Source organism: Wolbachia endosymbiont (group B) of Pilophorus perplexus, from assembly GCF_964028155.1.
Classification (GTDB): domain Bacteria; phylum Pseudomonadota; class Alphaproteobacteria; order Rickettsiales; family Anaplasmataceae; genus Wolbachia.
This window is the reverse complement of the sequence record NZ_OZ034754.1, coordinates 717,439-738,356: the sequence shown is the minus strand read 5'-3', so window position 1 is coordinate 738,356 and position 20,918 is coordinate 717,439. Positions and strand designations below refer to the sequence as shown.

The 20,918-nt window shown below is 34.2% G+C and carries 24 protein-coding genes and 5 pseudogenes; 14 read left to right on the top strand and 15 right to left on the bottom strand.

All coding sequences use genetic code 11. From position 1 onward, the window contains the following. Positions 1–11 precede the first annotated feature (11 nt). The 5 genes and pseudogenes from ABWU28_RS03845 to ABWU28_RS03825 all read left to right on the top strand — a co-directional run bounded on the left by ABWU28_RS03845 (position 12) and on the right by ABWU28_RS03825 (position 4,512). On the top strand, positions 12–569 hold the full coding sequence (locus ABWU28_RS03845; RefSeq protein ID WP_007302667.1) for a hypothetical protein: 558 nt from the start codon (positions 12–14) through the stop codon (positions 567–569). A 176-nt stretch (positions 570–745) separates the two neighbouring features. Next, entirely contained in the window at positions 746–1,372 is a 627-nt protein-coding gene (locus ABWU28_RS03840; protein WP_052264768.1) for a TRP75-related protein, read from the top strand. Between the two features lie 16 nt (positions 1,373–1,388). After that, positions 1,389–2,669, top strand: coding sequence for a flavodoxin-dependent (E)-4-hydroxy-3-methylbut-2-enyl-diphosphate synthase (gene ispG, locus ABWU28_RS03835; protein ID WP_353275691.1), 1,281 nt, complete (start codon positions 1,389–1,391; stop codon positions 2,667–2,669). A gap of 177 nt (positions 2,670–2,846) precedes the next feature. Beyond that, the gene (locus ABWU28_RS03830) at positions 2,847–4,007 is read left to right on the top strand and encodes an ankyrin repeat domain-containing protein (RefSeq protein ID WP_353275689.1); all 1,161 of its coding nucleotides are present in this window, start codon (positions 2,847–2,849) and stop codon (positions 4,005–4,007) included. 27 nt (positions 4,008–4,034) lie between these two features. After that, positions 4,035–4,512 (top strand): annotated as a pseudogene (locus ABWU28_RS03825) (hypothetical protein). Here the strand turns inward: ABWU28_RS03825 and ABWU28_RS03820 are convergent. Continuing rightward, positions 4,502–4,879, bottom strand: a complete 378-nt coding sequence (locus ABWU28_RS03820; protein ID WP_007302671.1) for a TraR/DksA family transcriptional regulator — start codon at positions 4,877–4,879, stop codon at positions 4,502–4,504. The pseudogene ABWU28_RS03825 and the gene ABWU28_RS03820 overlap by 11 nt on opposite strands. A gap of 108 nt (positions 4,880–4,987) precedes the next feature. On the opposite strand from ABWU28_RS03820, the gene ABWU28_RS03815 reads away from it, so the two are divergent. Both ABWU28_RS03815 and ABWU28_RS03810 read left to right on the top strand, forming a co-directional pair. Then, positions 4,988–5,635, top strand: a complete 648-nt coding sequence (locus ABWU28_RS03815; RefSeq protein WP_007302672.1) for a heme exporter protein CcmB — start codon at positions 4,988–4,990, stop codon at positions 5,633–5,635. 78 nt (positions 5,636–5,713) lie between these two features. Beyond that, positions 5,714–6,542, top strand: a pseudogene (locus ABWU28_RS03810) (IS630 family transposase). 182 nt (positions 6,543–6,724) lie between these two features. Here ABWU28_RS03810 and ABWU28_RS03805 read toward each other — a convergent pair. After that, positions 6,725–7,435, bottom strand: coding sequence for a class II aldolase/adducin family protein (locus ABWU28_RS03805; protein ID WP_007302673.1), 711 nt, complete (start codon positions 7,433–7,435; stop codon positions 6,725–6,727). Between the two features lie 235 nt (positions 7,436–7,670). Here ABWU28_RS03805 and ABWU28_RS03800 point away from each other — a divergent pair. Then, positions 7,671–8,015 (top strand): annotated as a pseudogene (locus tag ABWU28_RS03800) (hypothetical protein); the annotation flags it as partial. On the opposite strand, the pseudogene ABWU28_RS03795 reads toward ABWU28_RS03800, so the two are convergent. The 4 genes and pseudogenes from ABWU28_RS03795 to ABWU28_RS03780 all read right to left on the bottom strand — a co-directional run. Beyond that, a pseudogene (locus ABWU28_RS03795) lies at positions 8,009–8,140 on the bottom strand (transposase); the annotation flags it as partial. The pseudogenes ABWU28_RS03800 and ABWU28_RS03795 overlap by 7 nt on opposite strands. Further along, positions 8,137–9,684, bottom strand: coding sequence for a group II intron reverse transcriptase/maturase (ltrA, locus tag ABWU28_RS03790; protein ID WP_019236826.1), 1,548 nt, complete (start codon positions 9,682–9,684; stop codon positions 8,137–8,139). The gene ltrA and the pseudogene ABWU28_RS03795, both read right to left, overlap by 4 nt. 37 nt (positions 9,685–9,721) lie before the next feature. Further along, on the bottom strand, positions 9,722–9,865 hold the full coding sequence (locus tag ABWU28_RS03785; protein WP_019236827.1) for a hypothetical protein: 144 nt from the start codon (positions 9,863–9,865) through the stop codon (positions 9,722–9,724). Positions 9,866–10,119: 254 nt separating this feature from the next. Then, positions 10,120–10,317, bottom strand: coding sequence for a hypothetical protein (locus tag ABWU28_RS03780; RefSeq protein ID WP_230609272.1), 198 nt, complete (start codon positions 10,315–10,317; stop codon positions 10,120–10,122). Between the two features lie 43 nt (positions 10,318–10,360). Here ABWU28_RS03780 and ABWU28_RS03775 point away from each other — a divergent pair, with 43 nt between their 5' ends. Both ABWU28_RS03775 and ABWU28_RS03770 read left to right on the top strand, forming a co-directional pair. Further along, a complete protein-coding gene (locus tag ABWU28_RS03775; protein WP_353275686.1) occupies positions 10,361–11,017 on the top strand; it encodes a hypothetical protein in 657 nt (218 codons plus the stop codon). Between the two features lie 173 nt (positions 11,018–11,190). Then, positions 11,191–11,661: pseudogene (locus ABWU28_RS03770) on the top strand (ankyrin repeat domain-containing protein); the annotation flags it as partial. 102 nt (positions 11,662–11,763) lie between these two features. On the opposite strand, the gene tyrS reads toward ABWU28_RS03770, so the two are convergent. After that, positions 11,764–13,026 (bottom strand): tyrosine--tRNA ligase, encoded by a 1,263-nt coding sequence (tyrS, locus tag ABWU28_RS03765; protein ID WP_052264675.1) that lies wholly within the window; start codon positions 13,024–13,026, stop codon positions 11,764–11,766. 228 nt (positions 13,027–13,254) lie between these two features. Beyond that, complete coding sequence (rsfS, locus tag ABWU28_RS03760; RefSeq protein WP_007302263.1) at positions 13,255–13,572, bottom strand: ribosome silencing factor; 318 nt, start codon at positions 13,570–13,572, stop codon at positions 13,255–13,257. Between the two features lie 128 nt (positions 13,573–13,700). On the opposite strand from rsfS, the gene ABWU28_RS03755 reads away from it, so the two are divergent. From ABWU28_RS03755 to ABWU28_RS03745, 3 genes are read left to right on the top strand one after another with little or no spacing between them, the layout of a single operon-like run. Beyond that, complete coding sequence (locus ABWU28_RS03755; RefSeq protein WP_052264674.1) at positions 13,701–14,300, top strand: AAA family ATPase; 600 nt, start codon at positions 13,701–13,703, stop codon at positions 14,298–14,300. After that, positions 14,293–14,781 carry an RNA pyrophosphohydrolase gene (locus ABWU28_RS03750; protein ID WP_007302261.1) on the top strand — a complete coding sequence of 163 codons (489 nt, stop codon included), beginning with the start codon at positions 14,293–14,295 and terminating at the stop codon, positions 14,779–14,781. The genes ABWU28_RS03755 and ABWU28_RS03750 overlap by 8 nt, the downstream gene beginning before the upstream one ends. Continuing rightward, positions 14,771–15,559 carry a TatD family hydrolase gene (locus ABWU28_RS03745; protein ID WP_007302260.1) on the top strand — a complete coding sequence of 263 codons (789 nt, stop codon included), beginning with the start codon at positions 14,771–14,773 and terminating at the stop codon, positions 15,557–15,559. The genes ABWU28_RS03750 and ABWU28_RS03745 overlap by 11 nt, the downstream gene beginning before the upstream one ends. Before the next feature lie 5 nt (positions 15,560–15,564). On the opposite strand, the gene mdh is transcribed toward ABWU28_RS03745, so the two are convergent. Genes mdh through ABWU28_RS03710 form a run of 7 tightly spaced genes read right to left on the bottom strand, consistent with a single transcriptional unit; the run spans position 15,565 to position 19,352 of the window. Further along, entirely contained in the window at positions 15,565–16,509 is a 945-nt protein-coding gene (gene mdh, locus ABWU28_RS03740; protein ID WP_007302259.1) for a malate dehydrogenase, read from the bottom strand. A gap of 3 nt (positions 16,510–16,512) precedes the next feature. Continuing rightward, positions 16,513–17,088 (bottom strand): NADH-quinone oxidoreductase subunit C, encoded by a 576-nt coding sequence (locus tag ABWU28_RS03735; protein WP_214249946.1) that lies wholly within the window; start codon positions 17,086–17,088, stop codon positions 16,513–16,515. Between the two features lies 1 nt (position 17,089). After that, positions 17,090–17,593 carry a NuoB/complex I 20 kDa subunit family protein gene (locus ABWU28_RS03730; RefSeq protein ID WP_007302257.1) on the bottom strand — a complete coding sequence of 168 codons (504 nt, stop codon included), beginning with the start codon at positions 17,591–17,593 and terminating at the stop codon, positions 17,090–17,092. Continuing rightward, positions 17,584–17,937 carry an NADH-quinone oxidoreductase subunit A gene (locus tag ABWU28_RS03725; RefSeq protein ID WP_064085468.1) on the bottom strand — a complete coding sequence of 118 codons (354 nt, stop codon included), beginning with the start codon at positions 17,935–17,937 and terminating at the stop codon, positions 17,584–17,586. Before ABWU28_RS03725 ends, ABWU28_RS03730 begins: the two co-directional genes overlap by 10 nt. 17 nt (positions 17,938–17,954) lie before the next feature. Beyond that, entirely contained in the window at positions 17,955–18,323 is a 369-nt protein-coding gene (locus tag ABWU28_RS03720) for an HIT domain-containing protein (protein ID WP_006014413.1), read from the bottom strand. A 6-nt stretch (positions 18,324–18,329) separates the two neighbouring features. Then, complete coding sequence (locus ABWU28_RS03715) at positions 18,330–18,614, bottom strand: hypothetical protein (protein WP_019236871.1); 285 nt, start codon at positions 18,612–18,614, stop codon at positions 18,330–18,332. A gap of 3 nt (positions 18,615–18,617) precedes the next feature. Beyond that, positions 18,618–19,352, bottom strand: a complete 735-nt coding sequence (locus ABWU28_RS03710) for a hypothetical protein (protein ID WP_254229885.1) — start codon at positions 19,350–19,352, stop codon at positions 18,618–18,620. A 184-nt stretch (positions 19,353–19,536) separates the two neighbouring features. Here ABWU28_RS03710 and ABWU28_RS03705 point away from each other — a divergent pair, with 184 nt between their 5' ends. Beyond that, positions 19,537–20,913 (top strand): UDP-N-acetylmuramoyl-tripeptide--D-alanyl-D-alanine ligase, encoded by a 1,377-nt coding sequence (locus ABWU28_RS03705; RefSeq protein WP_019078639.1) that lies wholly within the window; start codon positions 19,537–19,539, stop codon positions 20,911–20,913. Positions 20,914–20,918 lie beyond the last annotated feature (5 nt).

Genomic DNA, 20,918 nt, shown 5'->3' with positions numbered 1-20,918 from the left:
GGGGGTTAAAAATGGGTATAACCAAATTTGTATTCGGTTTTGATAAATCGGATGTAACAGCATTGCAGGAAAGTCAAAATATTGATGCTAAAAAGTTTCAAGAAGTATTTAGCGCATTAAAAGAATGGCAAGAAGCTCAAAAGATAGATGCTAAACAGTTTGAAGAGGTATTTAGTGCATTAAAAGAGTGGCAAGAAGCTCAAAAGATAGATGTTGAGCAGTTTGAAAAAGTTTTTGGTGCATTAGAAGACAAGATTGGTACTGAGCAGTTTCAAGCTATGCAAGAGCACTTAAGCGGCTTGCAAGAAAAATTTACAGGCTTAGAAGAAAAAGTAGAAACATTTGCAGACATGGTAGGGGGACAAGAACAAGCAATACTAACTTGTGCCATAGTCAGTGCTGTTGCTGCAATAGCTGTAACTAGTTTTGTTGCATTCTGTATCTATCAGGGAGTTAAGCTTGATAAAGAGAAGAAAAACGACTTGTCTCAAGATATGCCAAGCGGAAAGTTTAATAATGTGAATGATACCGAAAAACTGAAGAATAACTTACAGCAAGGAAGAGTGTAATGCTCTTCTTGAAAGGGTGTTACGTAAAATTTGTAACACCTTAAATTTCCTTTAGATTATGTAGGTTTTGGTAGTAAATTTTTTAGAAAGATGTTTGTATTATAAAGTTGGTAGAGATTCTGATTTACTTGAAGTTTGTTAATTGGTATCTTTTAAAGCACAATATTCACTATAGTATGCTTAAGATCTTTTCTAAAGTTTTATTTATATTAATACTTTTGGTTTCTAGTTTCTTTACTGTACATAATGTTGAAGCGAAGTCTAAGGTAAAGTTCAGTAAGAGGTACATACCTCCTGGTAACCCTGGTGGTGCAAACTTTCATGCAGACGAGGATTTTGCTGAGTCATATAAACTGTATGAGAAGCGTAGGGAGCTCCTCAAGAAAAAAAAGTTACAAGATCTAGCTATGAATAAAGAAGATCTAATCAAAAAATTAAAAGAAAAAAAAATTGCTAGCCTTGATAACGAGCCAAACAACGTGGGAGCTTGCATAGTTGAAGATGGGGAGGATGCTATGATCAATCAGCATGGTATTAATCTTGCACGTTTAAAGGGTGCTGTATTTATAGATCAAGAGCCAGTTTCTCAGTATGAAAGTAAGCAGCATAAAAGTGAACAACAAAAAGGGAAAAAAGTTACTTCAACACGAGAAAAAAAAGTTTCCCCTATAAATGTTACTATAAAAGAAAGTCCATCAAGAAGAACGTGCTCTCATGATTCTATTACTGATCTAAATAGAACAACACAGCATAGTTTAAATGGTTCAAGTTCATTTGGCAGTGTAGTTGACACAGTAAAATAGTGTCACGATTAATAATATGCTAGATAGAGACCTGACATTGAGTGATGATGCATATGAGTCATCGCCGGTTTCCAGGCATAAAACTCATACTGTAAAAGTTGGACAAGTGAAGATAGGTGGAAATAATCCTATAGTTGTTCAATCCATGGCACTTGGTGCACATATAGATTCTGACAACATAAAAAGCAGTGCTCAGAAATATGCAAAAGAAGTAATAGAACTAGCGCATGCAGGTTCAGAATTGGTGCGAATTGCTTTGAACTCAGAGGAAGTAGCAAAAGCAATACCTTATATAGTAGAGAAAATAAATAAAGAAGGCTTTGATGGTAAGATATTAGTAGGCTGTGGACAATATGAGCTCTACAGGCTGATTCAGGATTATCCAGACAACATTAAAATTCTGGGTAAAATTAGGATAAATCCAGGTAATATAGGCTTTGGTGATAAACGTGATGAAAAATTCGAAAAAATTATAGAGTATGCAATAACGCATGATCTTCCTGTCAGAATTGGAGTAAATTGGGGTAGTCTTGATAAGTACCTTTCACAAAAATTAATGGATGAAAACTCCTTATCTAGTAATCCAAAAACTTCTGATGTTATATTACGTAAGACGCTTGTAATGTCTGCTCTTGGTAGTGCAAAAAAAGCTGAAAAGATTGGCCTTAATGCAGAGAAAATAATCATTTCATGTAAAGTCAGTAGAGTGCAGGATTTAATTTTAGTTTATACGGCACTTGCAAAATCTTCCAATTATGCGCTGCATTTGGGTTTAACCGAAGCTGGTATGGGTAACAAAGGCGTAGTAAATACCACAGCAGGGCTTACTTATTTATTGCAAAATGGTATTGGAGACACTATCCGGGCTTCTTTAACTCAGCGCCCTGGTGAATCACGCACTAATGAGGTGGTAGTATGTCAGGAAATACTGCAGTCTATAGGTTTGCGCTACTTTAACCCTCAGGTGAGTTCATGTCCTGGTTGTGGACGCACAAGTAGCGATCGTTTTCGTATATTAACTGAGGAAGTAAATGGCTACATAAAAACTCATATGCCGGTATGGAAGAAAAAGAATCCTGGTGTAGAGTATATGAACGTTGCTGTTATGGGATGCATAGTAAATGGTCCTGGAGAGAGCAAACATGCAAATCTGGGGATCAGCCTGCCTGGGTATGGAGAAAAACCTGTTTCAGCAGTCTACAAAGACGGCAAATATTTCAAAACTTTACAAGGTGATAATATTTTTGAAGAATTTAAGGAAATTATTAGTGATTATGTGGAGAAGCATTACACGTGACAGGTTCATGATTACTGTAAATCTGATGTGAAAAATGAATTTTATGAGAGGGGATTAAATTTTTCTAAAAACCAGCTAATGGAAAAATTTGCTTTTCTAGATTATCGGGAATTACTTTATTTTATATCATAGATATTATATAATAAACTATATATATAAATTTATTAAAGAAACATTATGGCCATAAAAAGAGACGAGGCTTTAAAAATATTAGGTTTTCAATCAAGCTATGCGCCTAGTGAACAAGAAATTAAATCAGCGTATAGAAAATTAGCCTTGAAATATCATCCTGATAAACATTCAGAAGCTGTAAAGAAACAAAATGAGGAGAAATTTAAAAAGCTAGGTACTGCATATGAATTTCTCACTAAGGAAAATATAGAAGGGGTTAAAAATCTAACTGACGGAAATTTAAATGGAATTAATGCGCCTGAAGATTTGAGGTTTTACTTAAGTAGGGCTCTCTACAATCAGGATATAAAGTTTCTTGAAAAGCTTTTTTCCAAATTCAAAAGCAGTAAAGATGGAAGATTTGGTGATTACATCAATGAAGAACTTATTTGTATTTACTTTCCATTATCTATTGCTTTAATGCAAGCTAAAGATTCAAGAAATTATAGTATTCTGAAACTTCTTTTAGAAAATGGTGCTGATCCTAATATAAAGCTATTACATAATGAAGCTTCGTTACACTATTATATGGTTCTCGATGACAGCAGAATTGTAGAGTTATTGTTACAATATGGTGCTGATCCTAATATGTTAGATAGAAATGGTAAAAATCCGTTGTTTGAAGCGTTTTTGTGTGATGATGATTATACTATGGAAATACTTTTGAAATATGGTGCTAATCCTAATATGTTAGATGAAAATGGTCGAGGTCCATTATATCAAGCAATCAATTGTGACAACGATAAACGCGAAAAATATGTAGAGTTGCTTCTAAAGTATGGTGCAGATCCTAATCAGAAGGTTAATGGCTCCAGAGTTATAGAGTGTGCTCCATATTTCACTAATAATTGTGTAATGAATTTGATTAAAACGCTTACTCTGCCATACGGCAGCAATAACAAAGTTAGAAAATTAATGGCCGAGTATGGTGGTGTTGATAGACAGTATATTATGCTTCAAGCAATATTTACTTGTTGTTGCTTAACAGTAGCTTCTGCTACTTTTTTTAGTATAGCTTCTCCTTGGTGTTATATACCAACAGCAATATTTGCACTTGCCGCGTGTTTTTTCATTAAAAATGCTGTACATGCTGCATTTTTTGCAAAAGAACCTTCTACTGAGTTTACCGAAGCTAGAGCTTGTCCAGAGATTAGTAAAAGGCTATAATATCTAAAGTTTTAGTGCTGGGTAAAGATGAGAAAAAAGCATCCAGCAGACCTAAGTCAAAGGGAATGGACAAGAATAGAAAGCTACTCCAGAGTATCATACAGGAAAGGAGGAAGGTCGTCAAAGTATAGCAAAAGAGAAATATTAGAAGCAATTTTCTATGTATTGTGTATAGGTGTAAATGGCGGTATTTACTATGTGATGGGATACCAAGGAGAAAATTTAAAAAATCATATAAAGGAAGAATATGGTATGGATATTGAGATTGTCAAAAGGCCTTCATGTAGGTTCTAAGTCAACAAAGACACACCGCCTTAGCTACTACCAATGAGGGGTTTAAAGTGCAGCCAAGAAGGTGGGTTGTAGAAAGGACTTTTGCTTTAGGAATAGAAGACTATCGAAAGAATAAGATTTATTCACTGAAAATTTCATATATCTGGCTATGAGTAGAGTTATGTTAAGGAGAGAAATATGCTTGAATTTGCGAACAAGTTCTAATCATTAATGTTATACACGTTCTTTTCTTTTTCTATTCTCTCTTGTTCTTCAATACAATACATAGCAAGCGGATTAGCTTTAAGTCTTTCGACTCCTATTTCTTCTCCCGTTCCATCGCAGTAACCATAAATGCCTAATTTTATTTTTTCCAACGCCTCCTTAATTTTTTCTTTTCTATCTTTTCGGCGCTTAATTAATTCTCCATTTTCACTATCAGAATAAATACTACTATCTTCTAGATCTTGTTTCTCCAGTTCAGAGAGTATTGATTGTAACTTTAAGCTAAAGTATTCCAGTTGTTTTACGTTCATATATTCTTCATTTTCTGAAGGAACGTAATCTTCCGGTAACTTTATTTTTATTAATTTTTCCATAGCATTATCAATAAAATATATTAAAACTTATATAACTTGTAAACACAAAAAATTATACTACCCTCAAAGTAAACACTATAATTTATAATAAACATTTAAAATCCTGGTATGATTAGTTTGGTAAAAAAATTAGTAATAAATGATAATAATCTTACTTATATAGTATGTATTTTTATTATAATGTTAAGTTTATCTTCATATACACTTGAAAACAACAGTAAACAAGAAGTCATATTAACATTAACATGGATATGTGCTACATTTGTTTTGCAGATCTCTACAAATAATTTATTTACATCTGATTATCATGATGGAATATTAGAGCAAATCTTTTTACAGCCACTCTCTTCTAGGCTGATAGTTGCTTATAAAATCTTCGCTCACTGGTTGTTATTTGGGTTACCGATTTCAGTGATTTCTTTCATGTTCAGCTTTGCAATTCTAGGCAATAATATTGAACATTCAATAGCAGTTGGAGTGTCTTTATTATTTAATACGCTGATAATCATTAATATTTCAGCTACTGGAAATGCATTGATGATTGGTCGAAATAACTTAGCATCAGGAGTGTCGCAAATTCTTGTTTTGCCAATGATAATGCCAACTTTTGTATATTTCAAATTGCTAACTCAATTTGAAAATTTATCCTTGAATATTTATACACTACTAATCACCATCTTAGTTTTTGTCATTTTAATTGTTAACAGCACTATAACTACTCACATAGCATTAAAATTTGCTGTGGAGCAGGATTGAAAAAACTTACTAGTTATAGCCCTTCTCATAATAGTCCAAAAAGAGTAAGATATGGATTGATAGTAGTGGAAGGTAAGGATGCCAGTAGCAAATAGTTATGACTTAAGAAAAAAGGTAATGGAAGCATTGGATGAAGGAGAGAGTGGAGAAACTGTTGCCAAGAGATTTAAGATCGGAAAAACAACTTTATATGAGTGGAAGAAAAGACGTGAGAAAACGGGAGATTTTCAATCAAAAAAGCTTGGAAGCGTGGCATAAAATTACCGACTGGAATGCATTTGCCGAATTTGCAAATGAGCAAGGTGGCAAAACTCAGTCAGAGATGCTGGGGCAATATTAGTAGACAAACAATTCATCGAGCACTTAAAAATATAGGATTCACAAGAAAAAAAAGACCTACGGATATAAAGAAAGAAATGAAGAAAAGCGAGCTCAATTTTCAAAGGTTATAGCAACAAAAGAACCTAAAGAATTAGTGTATATAGATGAGTCTGGCATTGATAACACTGAACCTATGGGTATTGCCAGAAAGGACAGCGGTTTTATGCCCTAAAATCTGGAAAGAAAACTCAACGAATTAGCATGGTTGCAGCCTTAAGTGGAAGAAAAATAATTGCTCCGTTAACCTTTAAAGGCCACTGCAATATGGATATCTTTAATAAATGGTTTGAGCAGTTTCTGACACCGATTTTGGAACCTGGACAAACTGTTATCCTTGATAATGCTACTTTTCATAAGTCTAATAAGATTTGCTAAAGGAGTTGGTGCAGAAATTTTATATCTTCCTCCATATTCTCCAGATTTCAACAAAATTGAGCATTATTGGTTTGCTATAAAAAACAGAACCAGAAAAAACATTCCTTTATTCAAATCTTTTCGTCATGCTGTCGATTCTTCTTTCTTATGACCTTTTTGGACTATTATGGGAAGGGCTATATTTACTTGTATCTGCTTAGTTAAGGGTGTTAACTTAAGTAGAGATGGAGACATTAGACTTCTTGCATGAATTACAGCGTGTGAAACCATTATTGGATTTCAGACTGGCTGGTTATGCAAGAAATCTAATATCTATCGAAGAGTCAGAAACTTTTATAACTTACCTTTAATCAACCTAACCCATGCGTGCCAATCTCTCTCACCAAGATTGCTTTCGAAAGACAGAAGATCCTTTACGGCTTTTGAGCAAATTTCTTCACTTGGAATTGACAACTCCCTATTCATTGCTAGCATCAGGCATTGAGTTTTACAAGCTTGTTCTAAGTGATACGTATAAAACATTGCTTCTTGTATAGTCTGACCACATGTTATAGATCCATGATTGCGCATTAACATCACAAAATTTTCTTTCAAATCAGCTATTAATCTTTTTCCTTCTGTATCATCAAGTGCCAGGGAATTATAATCATGGTAAGATACCTTATTATAAAAGTGCAGCGCCCACTGACTTATTGGGAGTAATCCATCCTTGAGAGAAGAAACTGCTACAATAGAAGGTGTATGTAGATGAAAAATTGCTTGAATATCTTTCCTTGCTTGATAAATGAAGCCATGGATTACATAGCCAGTTTTATTATATTGATATTCTTTGCCTTCAATTATATTCCCATCAAACGATACTTTCATCAATGAACTTTCATCTACTTCATAAAAACGTATACCAAACGGATAAACATAAAATGACTTTTTATCTTCAGAACGTACAGAGAGATGAGTATACGTATGATCATCTAATTTAAGATAAGATAAAATTTGATAGGCGTTAACTAGGTCTCTTTTCAACTCACTATTTGTTAATAACATAGCTCTTGACTAAAATTTTCTAAAGATTTATACGTAAAAAAAAGTTTATTACAAACTAAAAGGTGAACCTACGTTAAAATACTAAGCACTTTTACTTGCCTTAGGTGATTAGAGTTTACATTTCTAGATTACATAGTATTTTAACTATAAAAGCGACTTTTTATGTAATGTTTCATATGTTTTAAAGCCTTGTTTTTATGTTATTATAATTGTAGGTTTTAATATTAAAAATAATATGATAAACGTTGAGATAAAAAAACAGCTAACAAAATTTTTCATATATATCACTGGTCTTCCAGGAAGTGGTAAACTTTCTACAGCAATAGTATTATCTAGTATGATAAATGCAGTAATTGTAAGTGGACTTGAATATAATCAAACTTCCAAAGAAGCTCGAGATAGAATATATAACACTACACATGTTATGTTTCAGGCAATAGAAGCCTATCCTATTGACTCAAAAAATTATATATTTGTTGATGAATTAATTAAAAATAATGATTACAACATAAGAATATATAACTCAGTAGTAGAACTTAGTAAAAAAATGAGCACAAAAATCCTCCCTATAGTACTTAGGTGGTCAGGTAAGGAAGCAGTATTACTACTACCCCCTCCCTTAGAAACGCAGCATGCAGGTTTCCCCACACTACGCTTGAGCCCCTTATCTAAGTTCTTCTTTTCTAGAACCGGCTTGTCCTTCATGATTCCTCAGGAAACATCATTCTTAATGGTGACACCAACAGTAGAGAACCTTCTCTTGAAAAGGAGCTTGCTAACATTCTTGTTCGTTTCACTCTCTCATCAAAATACTTTTTCCATTTTAAGTCAAGGGGATTTGCATCCGCTCTGATTTTAACATGTCGTCTGATAGGTATATCAATCAGCTTAAGCAGTCTTAAATACCGTATCTCTTTTGGTTTGTTCTTGCATATGGGTGCAGCAAAAACCCATTGGCGTTGACCCATTACTTTGAAGTAACGATTCTTTATCCAACGTAATCCTTTACGAGGATGTCTTTTCTTTGCCCATTTCCATAAACTATGCCAAATTTCATTGTCGATCTTTCTAAACGCTTTTTTAGCACACACATGGTGATAGTAATTTCCCCATCCTCTCAGTAGAGAGTTGAGTGACTTAATTACTATAGCCTGAGTGTTCGCTATATTTGCTTTTATCAATGTACGTGCTTTATTAAGAAGTCTTTTAATACTTTCTTTCGAAGGTTTAATAATTAACTTCTTATTATATCTACGTACATTACAACCAAGAAAGTCAAACCCTGTTGTAATAGATGTAATCTTTGTCTTCTCTTCTGACAGAATTAAACCTCGCTCATGAAGAAAAGATGATACTAAAGGCTTAACTTCCTTTTCCAGTACTTCATGTGTGAAACCTGAAATAATAAAGTCGTCTGCGTACCTGATTACATTCACTCCACTTCTGATTTTTCCTCTTCTTTTGCTACCTAATTTACCAAAGCGACTTTCTAATAACTGTTCAAGACCATCTAAGGTAAAGTTAGCTAGTATTGGAGAAATTATACTTCCTTGCGGAGTGCCAGCAGTTGTGGGATACAGAGTTTTCGATTCTAGGAAACCAGCTTTTAACCATCTATGAAGAATTTTCTTTTCCATAGGAATATGCTTCATAAGCCATTCATGGTTAATGTTGTCAAAGCACCCTTTGATATCACCTTCTAGTATCCATTGTGGTCGATTGCGTCTTGCCAGTAATAAGTGACAAGCAGCAATAGCATCCGCGCAGGATCTTTTAGGTCTAAAGCCATAGGAGTGACGATCACTGATCGTTTCAGCTATCGGTTCCAGAGCAAACAGATATAATGCTTGCATCGCTCTATCTTTTATCGTGGGTATACCGAGAGGCCTTCTTTTGCCATTAGATTTACTGATATAAATTCGTTTGAGCGGAGAAGGTTTATATCCTCTTTGTTTTAACAGCTTTATTCCTTGAAATTTAGCATTGCAAGTTGACCATAGTTGACGATCTACACCTGCTGTGGTTTTTCCTTGGTTTTCAGTTACTCTCTTAACAGCCAAAGCTTTTCCGCTAAAAGAGCGTGTGAGAAGATGTTGTAAAGCTTTTACCTTACCCCATCTTCCTTCTTGGACAGCCTTAACAATACGTCTTTGTAGCCTCACAATAACTTTCTGGCATTTCTTCCATGGCAATTGCTTCCATGCTTCAAAGCTTTCGGTAGATGCACTTACAGGTTTACTTGTAATCATCTGCTTTCCTACCTTAAGTGGTTAACAAAGTTTCTTGTCACGAGGGACCAAATGGAAGTCTGCTCGTTTTCACGCGAATTAATGTTACAAATTCTATCCATTTCGTTACAAAATGGCATTCGCTTTCTCCATTCTCCTTTACCTGCACTTCCATCAGCATTCCTTGCGGTTTGCTTGCCATGTAGGCGAAAATACAGGCTTACCCTGTTTCTCCAGTCATACAACAGTGGGTTAGGTGGCTTCTCTATACCGGTGGAGTTATTATTTGCGTACATCTAGAAATGAAAAATGTAACTTATCCACATTACCTTTTGGTCAGAGCTTATCAGCATCTTTAGCTCTTTCATCGTATCGGTACTTATAAAGCTTCACTTACGTTCACCATACCACTAGCCTAGCCCTCCAACCACATGATGCTTGCAGTTTATGCCCCTCTCACGATTGAGCATCTTCTTTTTCAAGAGGAGGTTCATTGTCCGCATCGCTTGGCACCAACCGGTTGCCCGATTCGCACTGATGCGTAGACTCAGACGGCAAAACATCTGGTTTAATAAGTTTTAGAATCCTTTCAGTTTCTTTCTGAATGAATTCCTCTCCTTTTAAACAATATGACCGAAGACTTTCAGGTCGCACCATTTCAACAATGATTCAAAATAATGTTGTATCGCAAGATATTATGAATAATTGGACATACATTTTAACATTGCTTGGCCTTGCTATATATAGAAATAACAATGAATATGTTAATTCTATTTTAAGACAAGCTCAAAATAATGGTAAGCTGCAAGAAGTTCTTACTGCTAAAAATACTTTGTATTCTTCAGATGGTTGGAAGTACAACTTAACACCACTTGGCTTTGCTATATATGAAGGTAATCATGCACATATTAATTCGATTTTAACTCATGCTCAAGATAGTGGTATATTGCAAGAAGTTCTTACTGCTAAAAATACTTTGTATTCTCCAGATGGTTGGACGTATAGCTTAACATCACTTGGCTTTGCTATACATGAGGGTAATCATGCACATATTAATTCGATTTTAACTCATGCTCAAAATAGTGGTATATTGCAAGATATTCTTGCTAATCACAATGCTGTAATATCTCCAACTGGTCAGACGTACAGCTTAACGCCACTTGGCATCGCTATACATAAAGGTAATATTGAATGTATTAATTCTATTATAGTACGAATTAATGACATACCACAATATATCTATGCCACTTTTCAACCAACTGCAGCGATTAATGAAAGGAATACTAGGATTAGTAGTGCATTAGATAATGTATCTATTCCTCCTAGACTACAAGTAAATAGAATTACTTTCTGATCACCTTGTCCTTCCTGAACGCTCAGGTTCATAAGGAATTTTTTGCACAGAGGTTACTTCTACTCATCAAAAATCCTTTAATATCACTCTGGTGTATATTGAAACATTAATTTTAATAATTAAACTACATTGACTTTAAAGCGAGGTTACAAAAATATGCTAAATCATCAAATTTACATAATACTACTTATCTTGATAGTATAAACATAGCAAACGCTCTCATAGAAAAAGGTGCAGATGTTAATGCAATAAATATATGGAGAAGGACTCCTTTACACTATGCTGCTTTATTTCGCAGTATGGCCATAATAGATGCTCTTGTAGAAAGAGGTGTCAATGTTAATGCAGTAGATATGTGGGGAGAGACTCCTTTATACTATCTTAATTGTCCAGCAATTAAGAAAGGGTGGATTGCCGGTGGAGTAACTGCATTATTAGGTACTGCTATATCTATAGCACTTTTTACAGCCGGAGCAATTACAGCTGAGTTAATACCTATAGTTATAGCAGTAGTTGCAATTACAGCAACAGCATTAATAGTTGGCAATGCTATATATAAATTGTCAAAGCCTGACACTCAAGTTGATAAACCAATCTCAGCAAATCGACAGCAAGAAACTGCTAGCGATAGTAGGGTTGCCTAGCGATTCTGCCACAGTGTCAGCTGCTTTAATGATATCCATTTGTTCCTATAATTGTCTTTTCTTGGCTACCTTATTTTGCTATTCTGCTGAACAGAGACAAATTTACTTTCTTACTTCACTCACTAAAATTTTAATATGTCGTTTCTTTCCTGCAGATAATTTTATAAATGGCTGACCTTTAAAGCTTTCAGAGTTTATTGTATAGTTAACATCGTTTATAGTATTATCATTAACTTTGCATCCATTGCCTTGTATTAAACGCTTTGCCGCACCTTTTGAAGGTTCAAAACCGGTGTCATACAGCAGGTCTATCAAGGGTATACCATTTGCAATTTGTTCTTTTGTAATAGTGTAACCAGAAAGCAATGAACTGTCTTCATTTTCAAAAGCAGAGATTGCAGCAGATCGTGCAAGTTCGGCTTCTTTGCAACCGTGACATATTTTCGTCACTTCTGTTGCCAAAACCTTTTTTGCTTCGTTTGTTTCTTGATCCTTCAAGGACTCTAGTTTTTTAATTTCATCAGTTGGTAAATCAGTGAAAAGTCTCAAGAAACGACCAACATCTTGATCATCAACATTGCGAAAATATTGCCAGTAATCATAAGAATTTAGCATGCTGCCATCAAGCCATACTGCCCCACTTTCAGTTTTGCCCATCTTTTTTCCTTGTGCGTTTAATAAAAGAGGTGTGGTAAGACCAAACAGCTCAGGTAAATTTAACTTTTTGCTAAGTTCAATTCCGTTTACTATATTTCCCCATTGGTCTGACCCTCCAATCTGGAAACGACAGCCATACTTTTTATTCAACTCGACAAAATCATAGGCTTGTAACAACATGTAATTAAACTCGAGAAAGCTTAGATTTTGCTCCCTATCTAGCCTAATTTTCACACTATCAAAGCCTAACATGCGATTTACAGAAAAATGTGTCCCTATATCACGCAAAAAGTCTATATATTTTATGTTATCTAACCAATCTGCGTTGTTTACTATGATTGCACCAGTTTTTCCATAATCGAAAGATATCATCTTCTCGAGGGTTTTCTTTATACCAAGTATATTTTGATTGATATCTTCTATCGGCAAGACGCTTCTTGCTTTGTCTTTACCAGATGGGTCACCAATTTTTGTTGTGCCACCTCCAAGTAGAACTATTGGCTTATAACCGAATTTTTGTAGGTGACGGAGCATCATGATTTGAATGAGACTGCCAATATGCAAACTTGGTGCCGTACAATCAAACCCAATGTATGCAATTATATAATTATCTTGTGATAATAGCTGGTCTAACCTATCAATGTTTGTACATTGATATAGGTATCCTCTTTCTTGAATGAAGTTTAAAAACTCGGATTTATGTTTCATAATATGTTATTTTGTGTGTAAACGGTGTTGTTAACGATGGTGTCATTCCAGTGCTTGACGCTGGAATCCAGTTTATTATGAAATTTCATCAAAAATGTTGTATAGTGTGCTCGTTTATGATTAAGTTTTCTAGATTCCAGCGTCAAGCACTGGAATGACACCACCAACTTCATCAGGGTTGCCTTCAAAATTACAACATTTGAAAGTGTATACCAGCTACCTGGATAATCAATTCCATAACTCTTCTATCTTATAATATTCTCTTACTTCTGGCCTGAATAGGTGAACCATTATACCTTGAAAATTCACAATCACCCAGTTACCTTCATCCATACCTTCTACATCTATTTTATCATATTGCTTGAGATTTTTCATCACGTGCTCAGCTAATGCTTTTACATGGCGGCTCGAATCACCGGATGCAATGATCATATATTTTGCAATGACAGTTTTATTCTGTACATCAAAAGTAACTATATCTTGACCTTTGTTTTGATCTATTACATCTACAATTGTATTTTTTATTGATTCTGTATCACCATTCATTATTCTAAATTATATAATTTATCTGTAATGATACACTCAAAATTTCTGAATATGAACTATTTTTGATATGTTTCTAGTGTAACGTTTATAATACATATATTTGTAATATATGATAGTTTTCTGATGGTATGATCATTTACTTAATCGGATTTCCGGGTAGTGGCAAACTTACGATTGCAAAAGAGCTGTGTAATATTATTGATGGGGTGATAGTAGACAATAACCTGTTTAATAATATTATATTTGATATGATTGACTTCAGAAATGCTGAGGTTACAAGTGAAATATGGGAAAAAATTTTTGTGATTAGAGAGAATATGTTAGCAATATTGGAAAAATACCATATAGAATCAAAGCATTATATATTTACAAACGAATTGATAAAAGGTGATTCCTATGATCAAAAAGTATACAACTCAGTGGTGAATTTAAGTAAAAAAATGAACGTGGAGATTCTCCCTGTGGTGTTATATTGTAATAGTGGAGAACTAGTAAAGCGCGTTCAATTAAAGGAAAGAGAGCAGGAGAGAAAAATTACTGATTCAGATTTTGCTATGAGAAGAATTAAAGGAAAGAAACTATTTGTCCCTCAAGGTTCACTTGAAATTGATAGCTCAAACTTAAGCGCAAAAGAAGTTGCAAAAAAAATTGTTGAAAAAATGAATAGTAAAAAAGTAGTTGGAACTTCTATGATAGATAATTTAGCAACAGAGAGTATTTGTGATTAGTGAGGAGAAAGAGTATCGCCCTTGTGTTGGCATAATGTTATTTAACAAACAGGGAAATATTTTTATTGGAAAACGTTTTGATAGTGACTCTTATTGGCAGATGCCACAAGGAGGAGTTGATGAAGGTGAAGAGCTAGAGCAGGCAGCGCTACGTGAGCTATTGGAGGAAGTTGGTACTGATGAAGCAGAAGTTGTGGCTCAAAATAAAGAGTGGATATATTACAACTTACCCGAGGAAGTTATACCGATATGCTGGAATGGGAGATATTCTGGCCAAAAGCAAAGGTGGTTCTTAATGAAATTTTGTGGGAAGGATAAGGATATTAATATTAACTATACTGATCATCCAGAGTTCAAAGAGTGGCGTTGGCAAAATGTGGATGATTTGGTAGCCAGTGCTATACCGTTCAAAAAAGAAGTTTATAAAAAAGTGATAGAAGAGTTTTCTTCTATCATAAAAGGATCTATTTATGATAGTTGATTCTCATTGTCATCTAATTTATTTTTCTGATGATGAAATACCAAAGGTAATTTCAAGAGCAGAGCAAAATGGTGTGAGAATTTTGCATAACATATGTATAAGCATTAATGATATCCCTAAATTATTAAAAATCTCTTCATCCTATGATCAAGTCTACTGCTCCGTTGGTATACATCCGCTTGATACTACTGTGGAAAAAGGTGAGTGTATAAATGCTGATGAATTGATTGAATTTACTAAGGGTAAAAAGGTAATTAGTATCGGTGAAACCGGATTAGATTTTTATAAATCTGATAACAAAAGCAATCAAAAAAAAAGTTTTGCATCACACATAGAAGCGGCAAAAGTAACAGGATTACCTTTAGTTATTCACACTAGAAGTGCTGATAGTGAGATGATTGATATGTTAAATTCAGAAATGAAGAAGGACGCTTTTAGTGGAGTAATGCATTGCTTTGCTTCTTCTAAAGAGCTTGCTTATAAGGCTATGGACTTGGGATTATACATTTCATTTTCTGGAATTATTACTTTTAAAAATGCGAACTTACTAAGAGAAATTGCACAAAATGTGCCACGTGAGCGTGTTTTAGTTGAAACTGATGCACCTTACCTGTCACCTGAGCCTTACAGAGGAAAAAAAAATGAACCAGCAATGGTGAAATACGTTGTGAATTGTTTAGCGAAATTATGGAATGAATCGCCAGAAGAAGTAGCAAAAATAACTACAAATAATTTTTTTAGACTGTTTTCGAAGCTTGAGCTCAAAGAAATTCTATAGGGCAATTAATTTAGCTGACAGAGCTCTTTTACTGCACTTACAGATTTATAAAACATCTCTTGTTCACTATCGTTCATTTTAACTTCTAGAACTTTCTCAACTCCATTTTTGCCAATAATAGTAGGAACACCAATGAATAAGTCTTTCACACCATATTCACCATTAAGATAAGCAGCGCATGGTAATATACGCCTTTTATCTTTTAAGTATGATTCTAGCATGCTTATGGCTGAAGATGCAGGAGCATAGTATGCAGATCCAGATTTAAGTAGATCAACTATTTCTTTTCCACCATTACGAGTGCGCTCAACTATTTCATCAACTTTTCCTCGCGTAATCACACCCATCTCAATGATTTGGGTAAGTGGAATGCCAGCAATTGAAGCATAATTGATTAGTGGTACCATAGTGTCACCATGTCCTCCAAGCACAAAAGCAGATACATCTTCGACAGAAATATTTAACTCACTTGCAAGAAAATAACGAAAACGAGCAGAGTCAAGCACTCCTGCCATACCAACAATCATATTAGTTGGCAGGCTTGAAGATTTGTATACTACTGAAACCATAGCATCTAAAGGATTGGTAACCACTATTACAAATGCGTTTGGAGAATGTTTTTTAATATTTTCCCCAACCTCTTTCATTACTGCAGCATTAGTTTGCAGAAGGTCATCTCTGCTCATTCCAGGTTTTCTGGCAATGCCAGCAGTTATTATAATTGCGTCAGAGTTTTTTATATCTTCATACCTATTTGTACCAGTAATATTGACATTAGATCGATCAATAGGAGATGATTCTGTAATGTCAAGTGCTTTACCTTGTGGTATTCCATCGCTTACATCAAGCAAAATAACATCTCCTAGCTCTCTTAGTGCAATCATATGGGCAAGAGTCCCACCGATATTTCCTGCACCAATCAAAGATATTTTTTTTCTTTGTGCTGTCATTTTCTACTCCTTTATATTTACTTTTGTGGCTTTACTACCTTCCCAAGGGGATAAGCTGTCAAACATACGAAAATCTTGCGGTAAGTCTATAGGATTATATACAACCTTTTTTGCCTCTATATCGTATCTTACTTCCTCGTAGCCAGTGAGAGGAAAATCTTTTAACATTGGATGACCTTTGAATCCATAATCCGTTAAAATCCTACGTAAATCTGGGTGATTAGAAAACTCTATTCCATACATATCAAATACTTCACGCTCAAACCACGAAGCTGCGTTAAATATCTTTGCTGCACTTAGAGGTATATCACCTTCACATAACTGAAGCTTTATGTGCACTCTGATATTGTGCACAAGGCTGAGCAAATTGTATATTAGCTCGAAACGTTTTTTTCTATCTGGGTAATCAACTCCAAAAACGTCAACTAATAACTCAAGCCTACACTTTTCATCATCACGTAGAAAGAGTAAGTGATTTTCAATGTCATTCAAAGCTGAATATATTACAATAGTGCCATCATTTTTCTGAATACATTCACATTTAGTCTTTTTTTGTATGTATTTTGCAGTTTTATCCATGCTATATATTCTTAGTTCGTTTTATTTTATTTTGTAGACATAGCATTCCATATAGCAACGCCTCAGCAGTTGGAGGGCATCCAGGAACATATACATCAACTGGCACAATTCTATCGCAACCACGGACTACTGAGTAAGAATAATGATAATAGCCACCGCCATTTGCACAACTTCCCATAGAAACGACGTATTTGGGATCTGCCATTTGATCATAAACTTTACGCAATGCTGCTGCCATTTTATTAGTTAACGTGCCAGCAACAATCATAACATCTGCTTGCCTTGGGCTTGCACGAAAGATTATGCCATATCTATCAAGATCATAACGACTGGATGCAGTGTGCATCATCTCTACTGCGCAACATGCAAGACCAAATGTCATTGGCCACAATGAACCAGACCTTGCCCAGTTCATTATATAATCTATTAAATCACCAAATTTAGTGATAAGAAAACCTTCTTTTTTGTAACGATTCCAGTCGCCATTAGATAAATTTATTCCCATTCCAACGCACCTTTACACCACTCATAAATAAAGCCTATAGTAAGTATTGCAAGGAATATCATCATAGACCAAAATCCGCAATAGCTTATTTTAGATAAAGAAACGGCCCAAGGGAAAAGAAAAGCAATTTCTAAATCGAATATTATGAACAATATTGCAACTAAGTAAAATTTTATGTCGAAACTTTTTCTGGCTCTTGATAAAGGATTAAAGCCACACTCATATGTAGAAAGCTTTTCACCATCTGGGTTACTGACTGCAAGAAACATAGGTAATACACCTAAAGTAAAGGATACTACAATTGATACACAGATAAAAATTAATATGGTTAAATATTCACTCATTTAAAAAACATATAACACTATGAATTTACATGCTTTCCTAATCTTTTACCACCTAAAATATGTATGTGAAAGTGCGGTATAACTTGCTCTCCATCTTTACCGTGATTAGTAACTAATCTATATCCTGTTTTTTCTAAGTTATATTTATGTGCTATTTCTCTAACAGTTTTAAAAAAACTTACTATTTCCTCTTCGGAAGCTTTCAGAACAAAATCATCGTATGAAACGTATTGAGCTTTTGGTATAACTAGAATATGAACTGGTGCATCAGGATACTTATCACGAAAAGCCAGCACATTTTCATTTTTATGTATTTCCTCATAAGACAACTCACCTCTTAATATCTTAGCAAAGATATTAGTGTCATCATAAGCTGTACTACCCATACTTTATTAAATTCCTGGTCCTCTTCTATTTTGCTTATGATTTGGTGTAGAAGGTGGGCTTATTGCTGCTTCGCTAGAAGCATCTTCAAGACTTGAAACGTCGTCTTTTAGCTGTATATCTTGTCCACGCAAAATTGACCCATAGTCCATTTGGTGTCTTTTTGAAAAAGTTTCTATTCTATTTGCCCTTCTTGCAGCAATAACTTCTGGTTGTAAATGATACATATCTCCAGGAACAGTTAGGCTATGATACCTTTCCTCTATTTGAACTTCTTTCATAACACTCTCCATAATTTATTTCCCCCTACCTCTTATGCTTTCGCAACTTTCAAAATCTTGTTTAATAGCTTTTTGCCAATTATTTAAAATTTTCTCTGATGACTTTTCTTTATCCATAGGCCTTACAACTTCCTGTGACTTCTGCTTTTTACTATCATATCCACTATACAACTTTTCTGCAATACCATACAGCAATTTCCGATCTGTGTGAACTTTAAACTCTCCACCAGTAATTTTTGCCAAATTTTTAAGATCACAATCAATCTTATTATAAATTCCTTCAAGAGCGTACTTTTTCATTACTTTTTCATCCATACCTAGATTTTTATCTTTTATTTCTTGGATAATTTTTTCAACATCAACTTCAATTACAATTTTGTTTTCTTCTCTAAAAATAGTTATATTGGGCAGATCTTCCCTTATTTCATCTAATTTCTCTGGACTCAAGTAAGGTATATCCCCCGTTAAAGTTCTTGACGCTAAAAAACTTACCTTACCTTTTTCTTGTTTTGTTATTTGTATGCCGAGGTACTTACTAGCTTCTGTGGTTTTTATAGGTGGGTCATATTTCTCTTCTTCTTTAGGTAAATCACTCACAGCGTTTTTTAATGAAACTTTAGCATCATGCTTCATTTCATCAATTGAAGCAAACGGTTTCTTTATAGGATAAATAAGTGCTTTAGGCACAAGAAAAAACACGCCTTTTATCTTAGCCAAAATAGACTTTTTATTTGACTCATCTTTTGCCATACATACCTCCAAGTCACTTTCTACAATCAGATAGTAAAACACACTCAATTATAGACGAAAATATTTAAGCTTGTATATCTATTATAAGATGAAATTATAGAAATAGCAATCATTATTTGTACATTACCAAAGTATGTAGTATTTTTGCTGCTTTTCTTGTTCAAATTACCTTTAAAGATAAATTATGTTAAAATGGAACGCAAATAATATTATAGATGCTACTGGCGGAAGAGGGGAGGGTGTTTGTAATTCGGTGTATAGCTCAAATATTTCAACGGATACAAGAAGCATAAAAAAAGGTGATTTATTTATTGCTCTCAAGGGAAAGAAATTTGATGGGCATGATTTTCTACATGAAGCATTTTTAAAAGGAGCTGTTGCTGCGGTAGTAAGCGAAGATAAATATAGAAATTTTCCTCTAATTATTGTGCAAGATACTCTAAAAGCTTTGCATAATATGGCATCATATTACATTAGAAATATTCTTGTTAATGCTAAAGTTATCACAATTACAGGTAGTGTTGGGAAAACCACTACAAAAGATATGCTTAACACTGTTTTGTTGCATTATGGAGTATCTCATGTAAATGAAGGTAACTTGAATAATAATATAGGATTGCCTTTTACGATTCTAAAAGCGCCAGAAGACTGCCAGTATTTAATCCTTGAAATAGGAATGAGTAGAGCTGGTGAAATAAAAGAGTTATCGAAGATTAGCAATCCGGATATTGCAGTTATTACCAACATTGAACCTGCGCATGTTGAAAACTTTTCATCTCTACTTGATATTGCGCAAGCGAAATTAGAAATTCTACATGGTATGAAAAATAATGGTACTTTGGTTTTGAATAAGGATAATGAACATTATGATTATCTCTTATCAAATGCTAACAGAAATGTAGTAAGCTTTGGTAAGAATGAAAGTGCTACTGTTTGTTTGTTAGAACTAATAAGAGACGATAACGGTCTAAATTTAAAAATCAAACTGAACAGTGGTCAAATTATGAACTGTAATTTACCTGTAAAAGGCGAACATTTTGCATACTCTGCATTAGTTGTTACAGCAGTTTTGCAAAGTCTCGAACTTGATTTATCTAAATTACCACTAGCACTTGAGAATTTTACTGTAACAGAAGGTAGAGGTAATGTTCATCAAGCTAAATACAATGGAAAATTAGTACATTTGATTAACGACTCCTATAATGCTAACCCTACTTCAATGAAGGCTGCAATAAGAACTTTAGGTACATATTCTAATTTAAGAAAAGTGGCACTACTTGGCGATATGTTAGGACTTGGTAATGAAAGCATAGTATTTCATACAGAATTGCTTGACTCTATAGTAGAACAAAATGTGAATAAAGTTCATACAGTTGGTAAATTTATGTTAGAATTGAATAAACTTTTACCGGAGAATATAAAAGGCATGCATTTCGATGATTCTAACCAATTGAAAAGTAATTTAGCTAATATTGTTCAAGGTAATGATGTAATTTTAGTTAAAGGTTCTCATGGAATGAGAATGGACCTTATAGTGCAGGAATTCACAATAGAATATTAAATAAA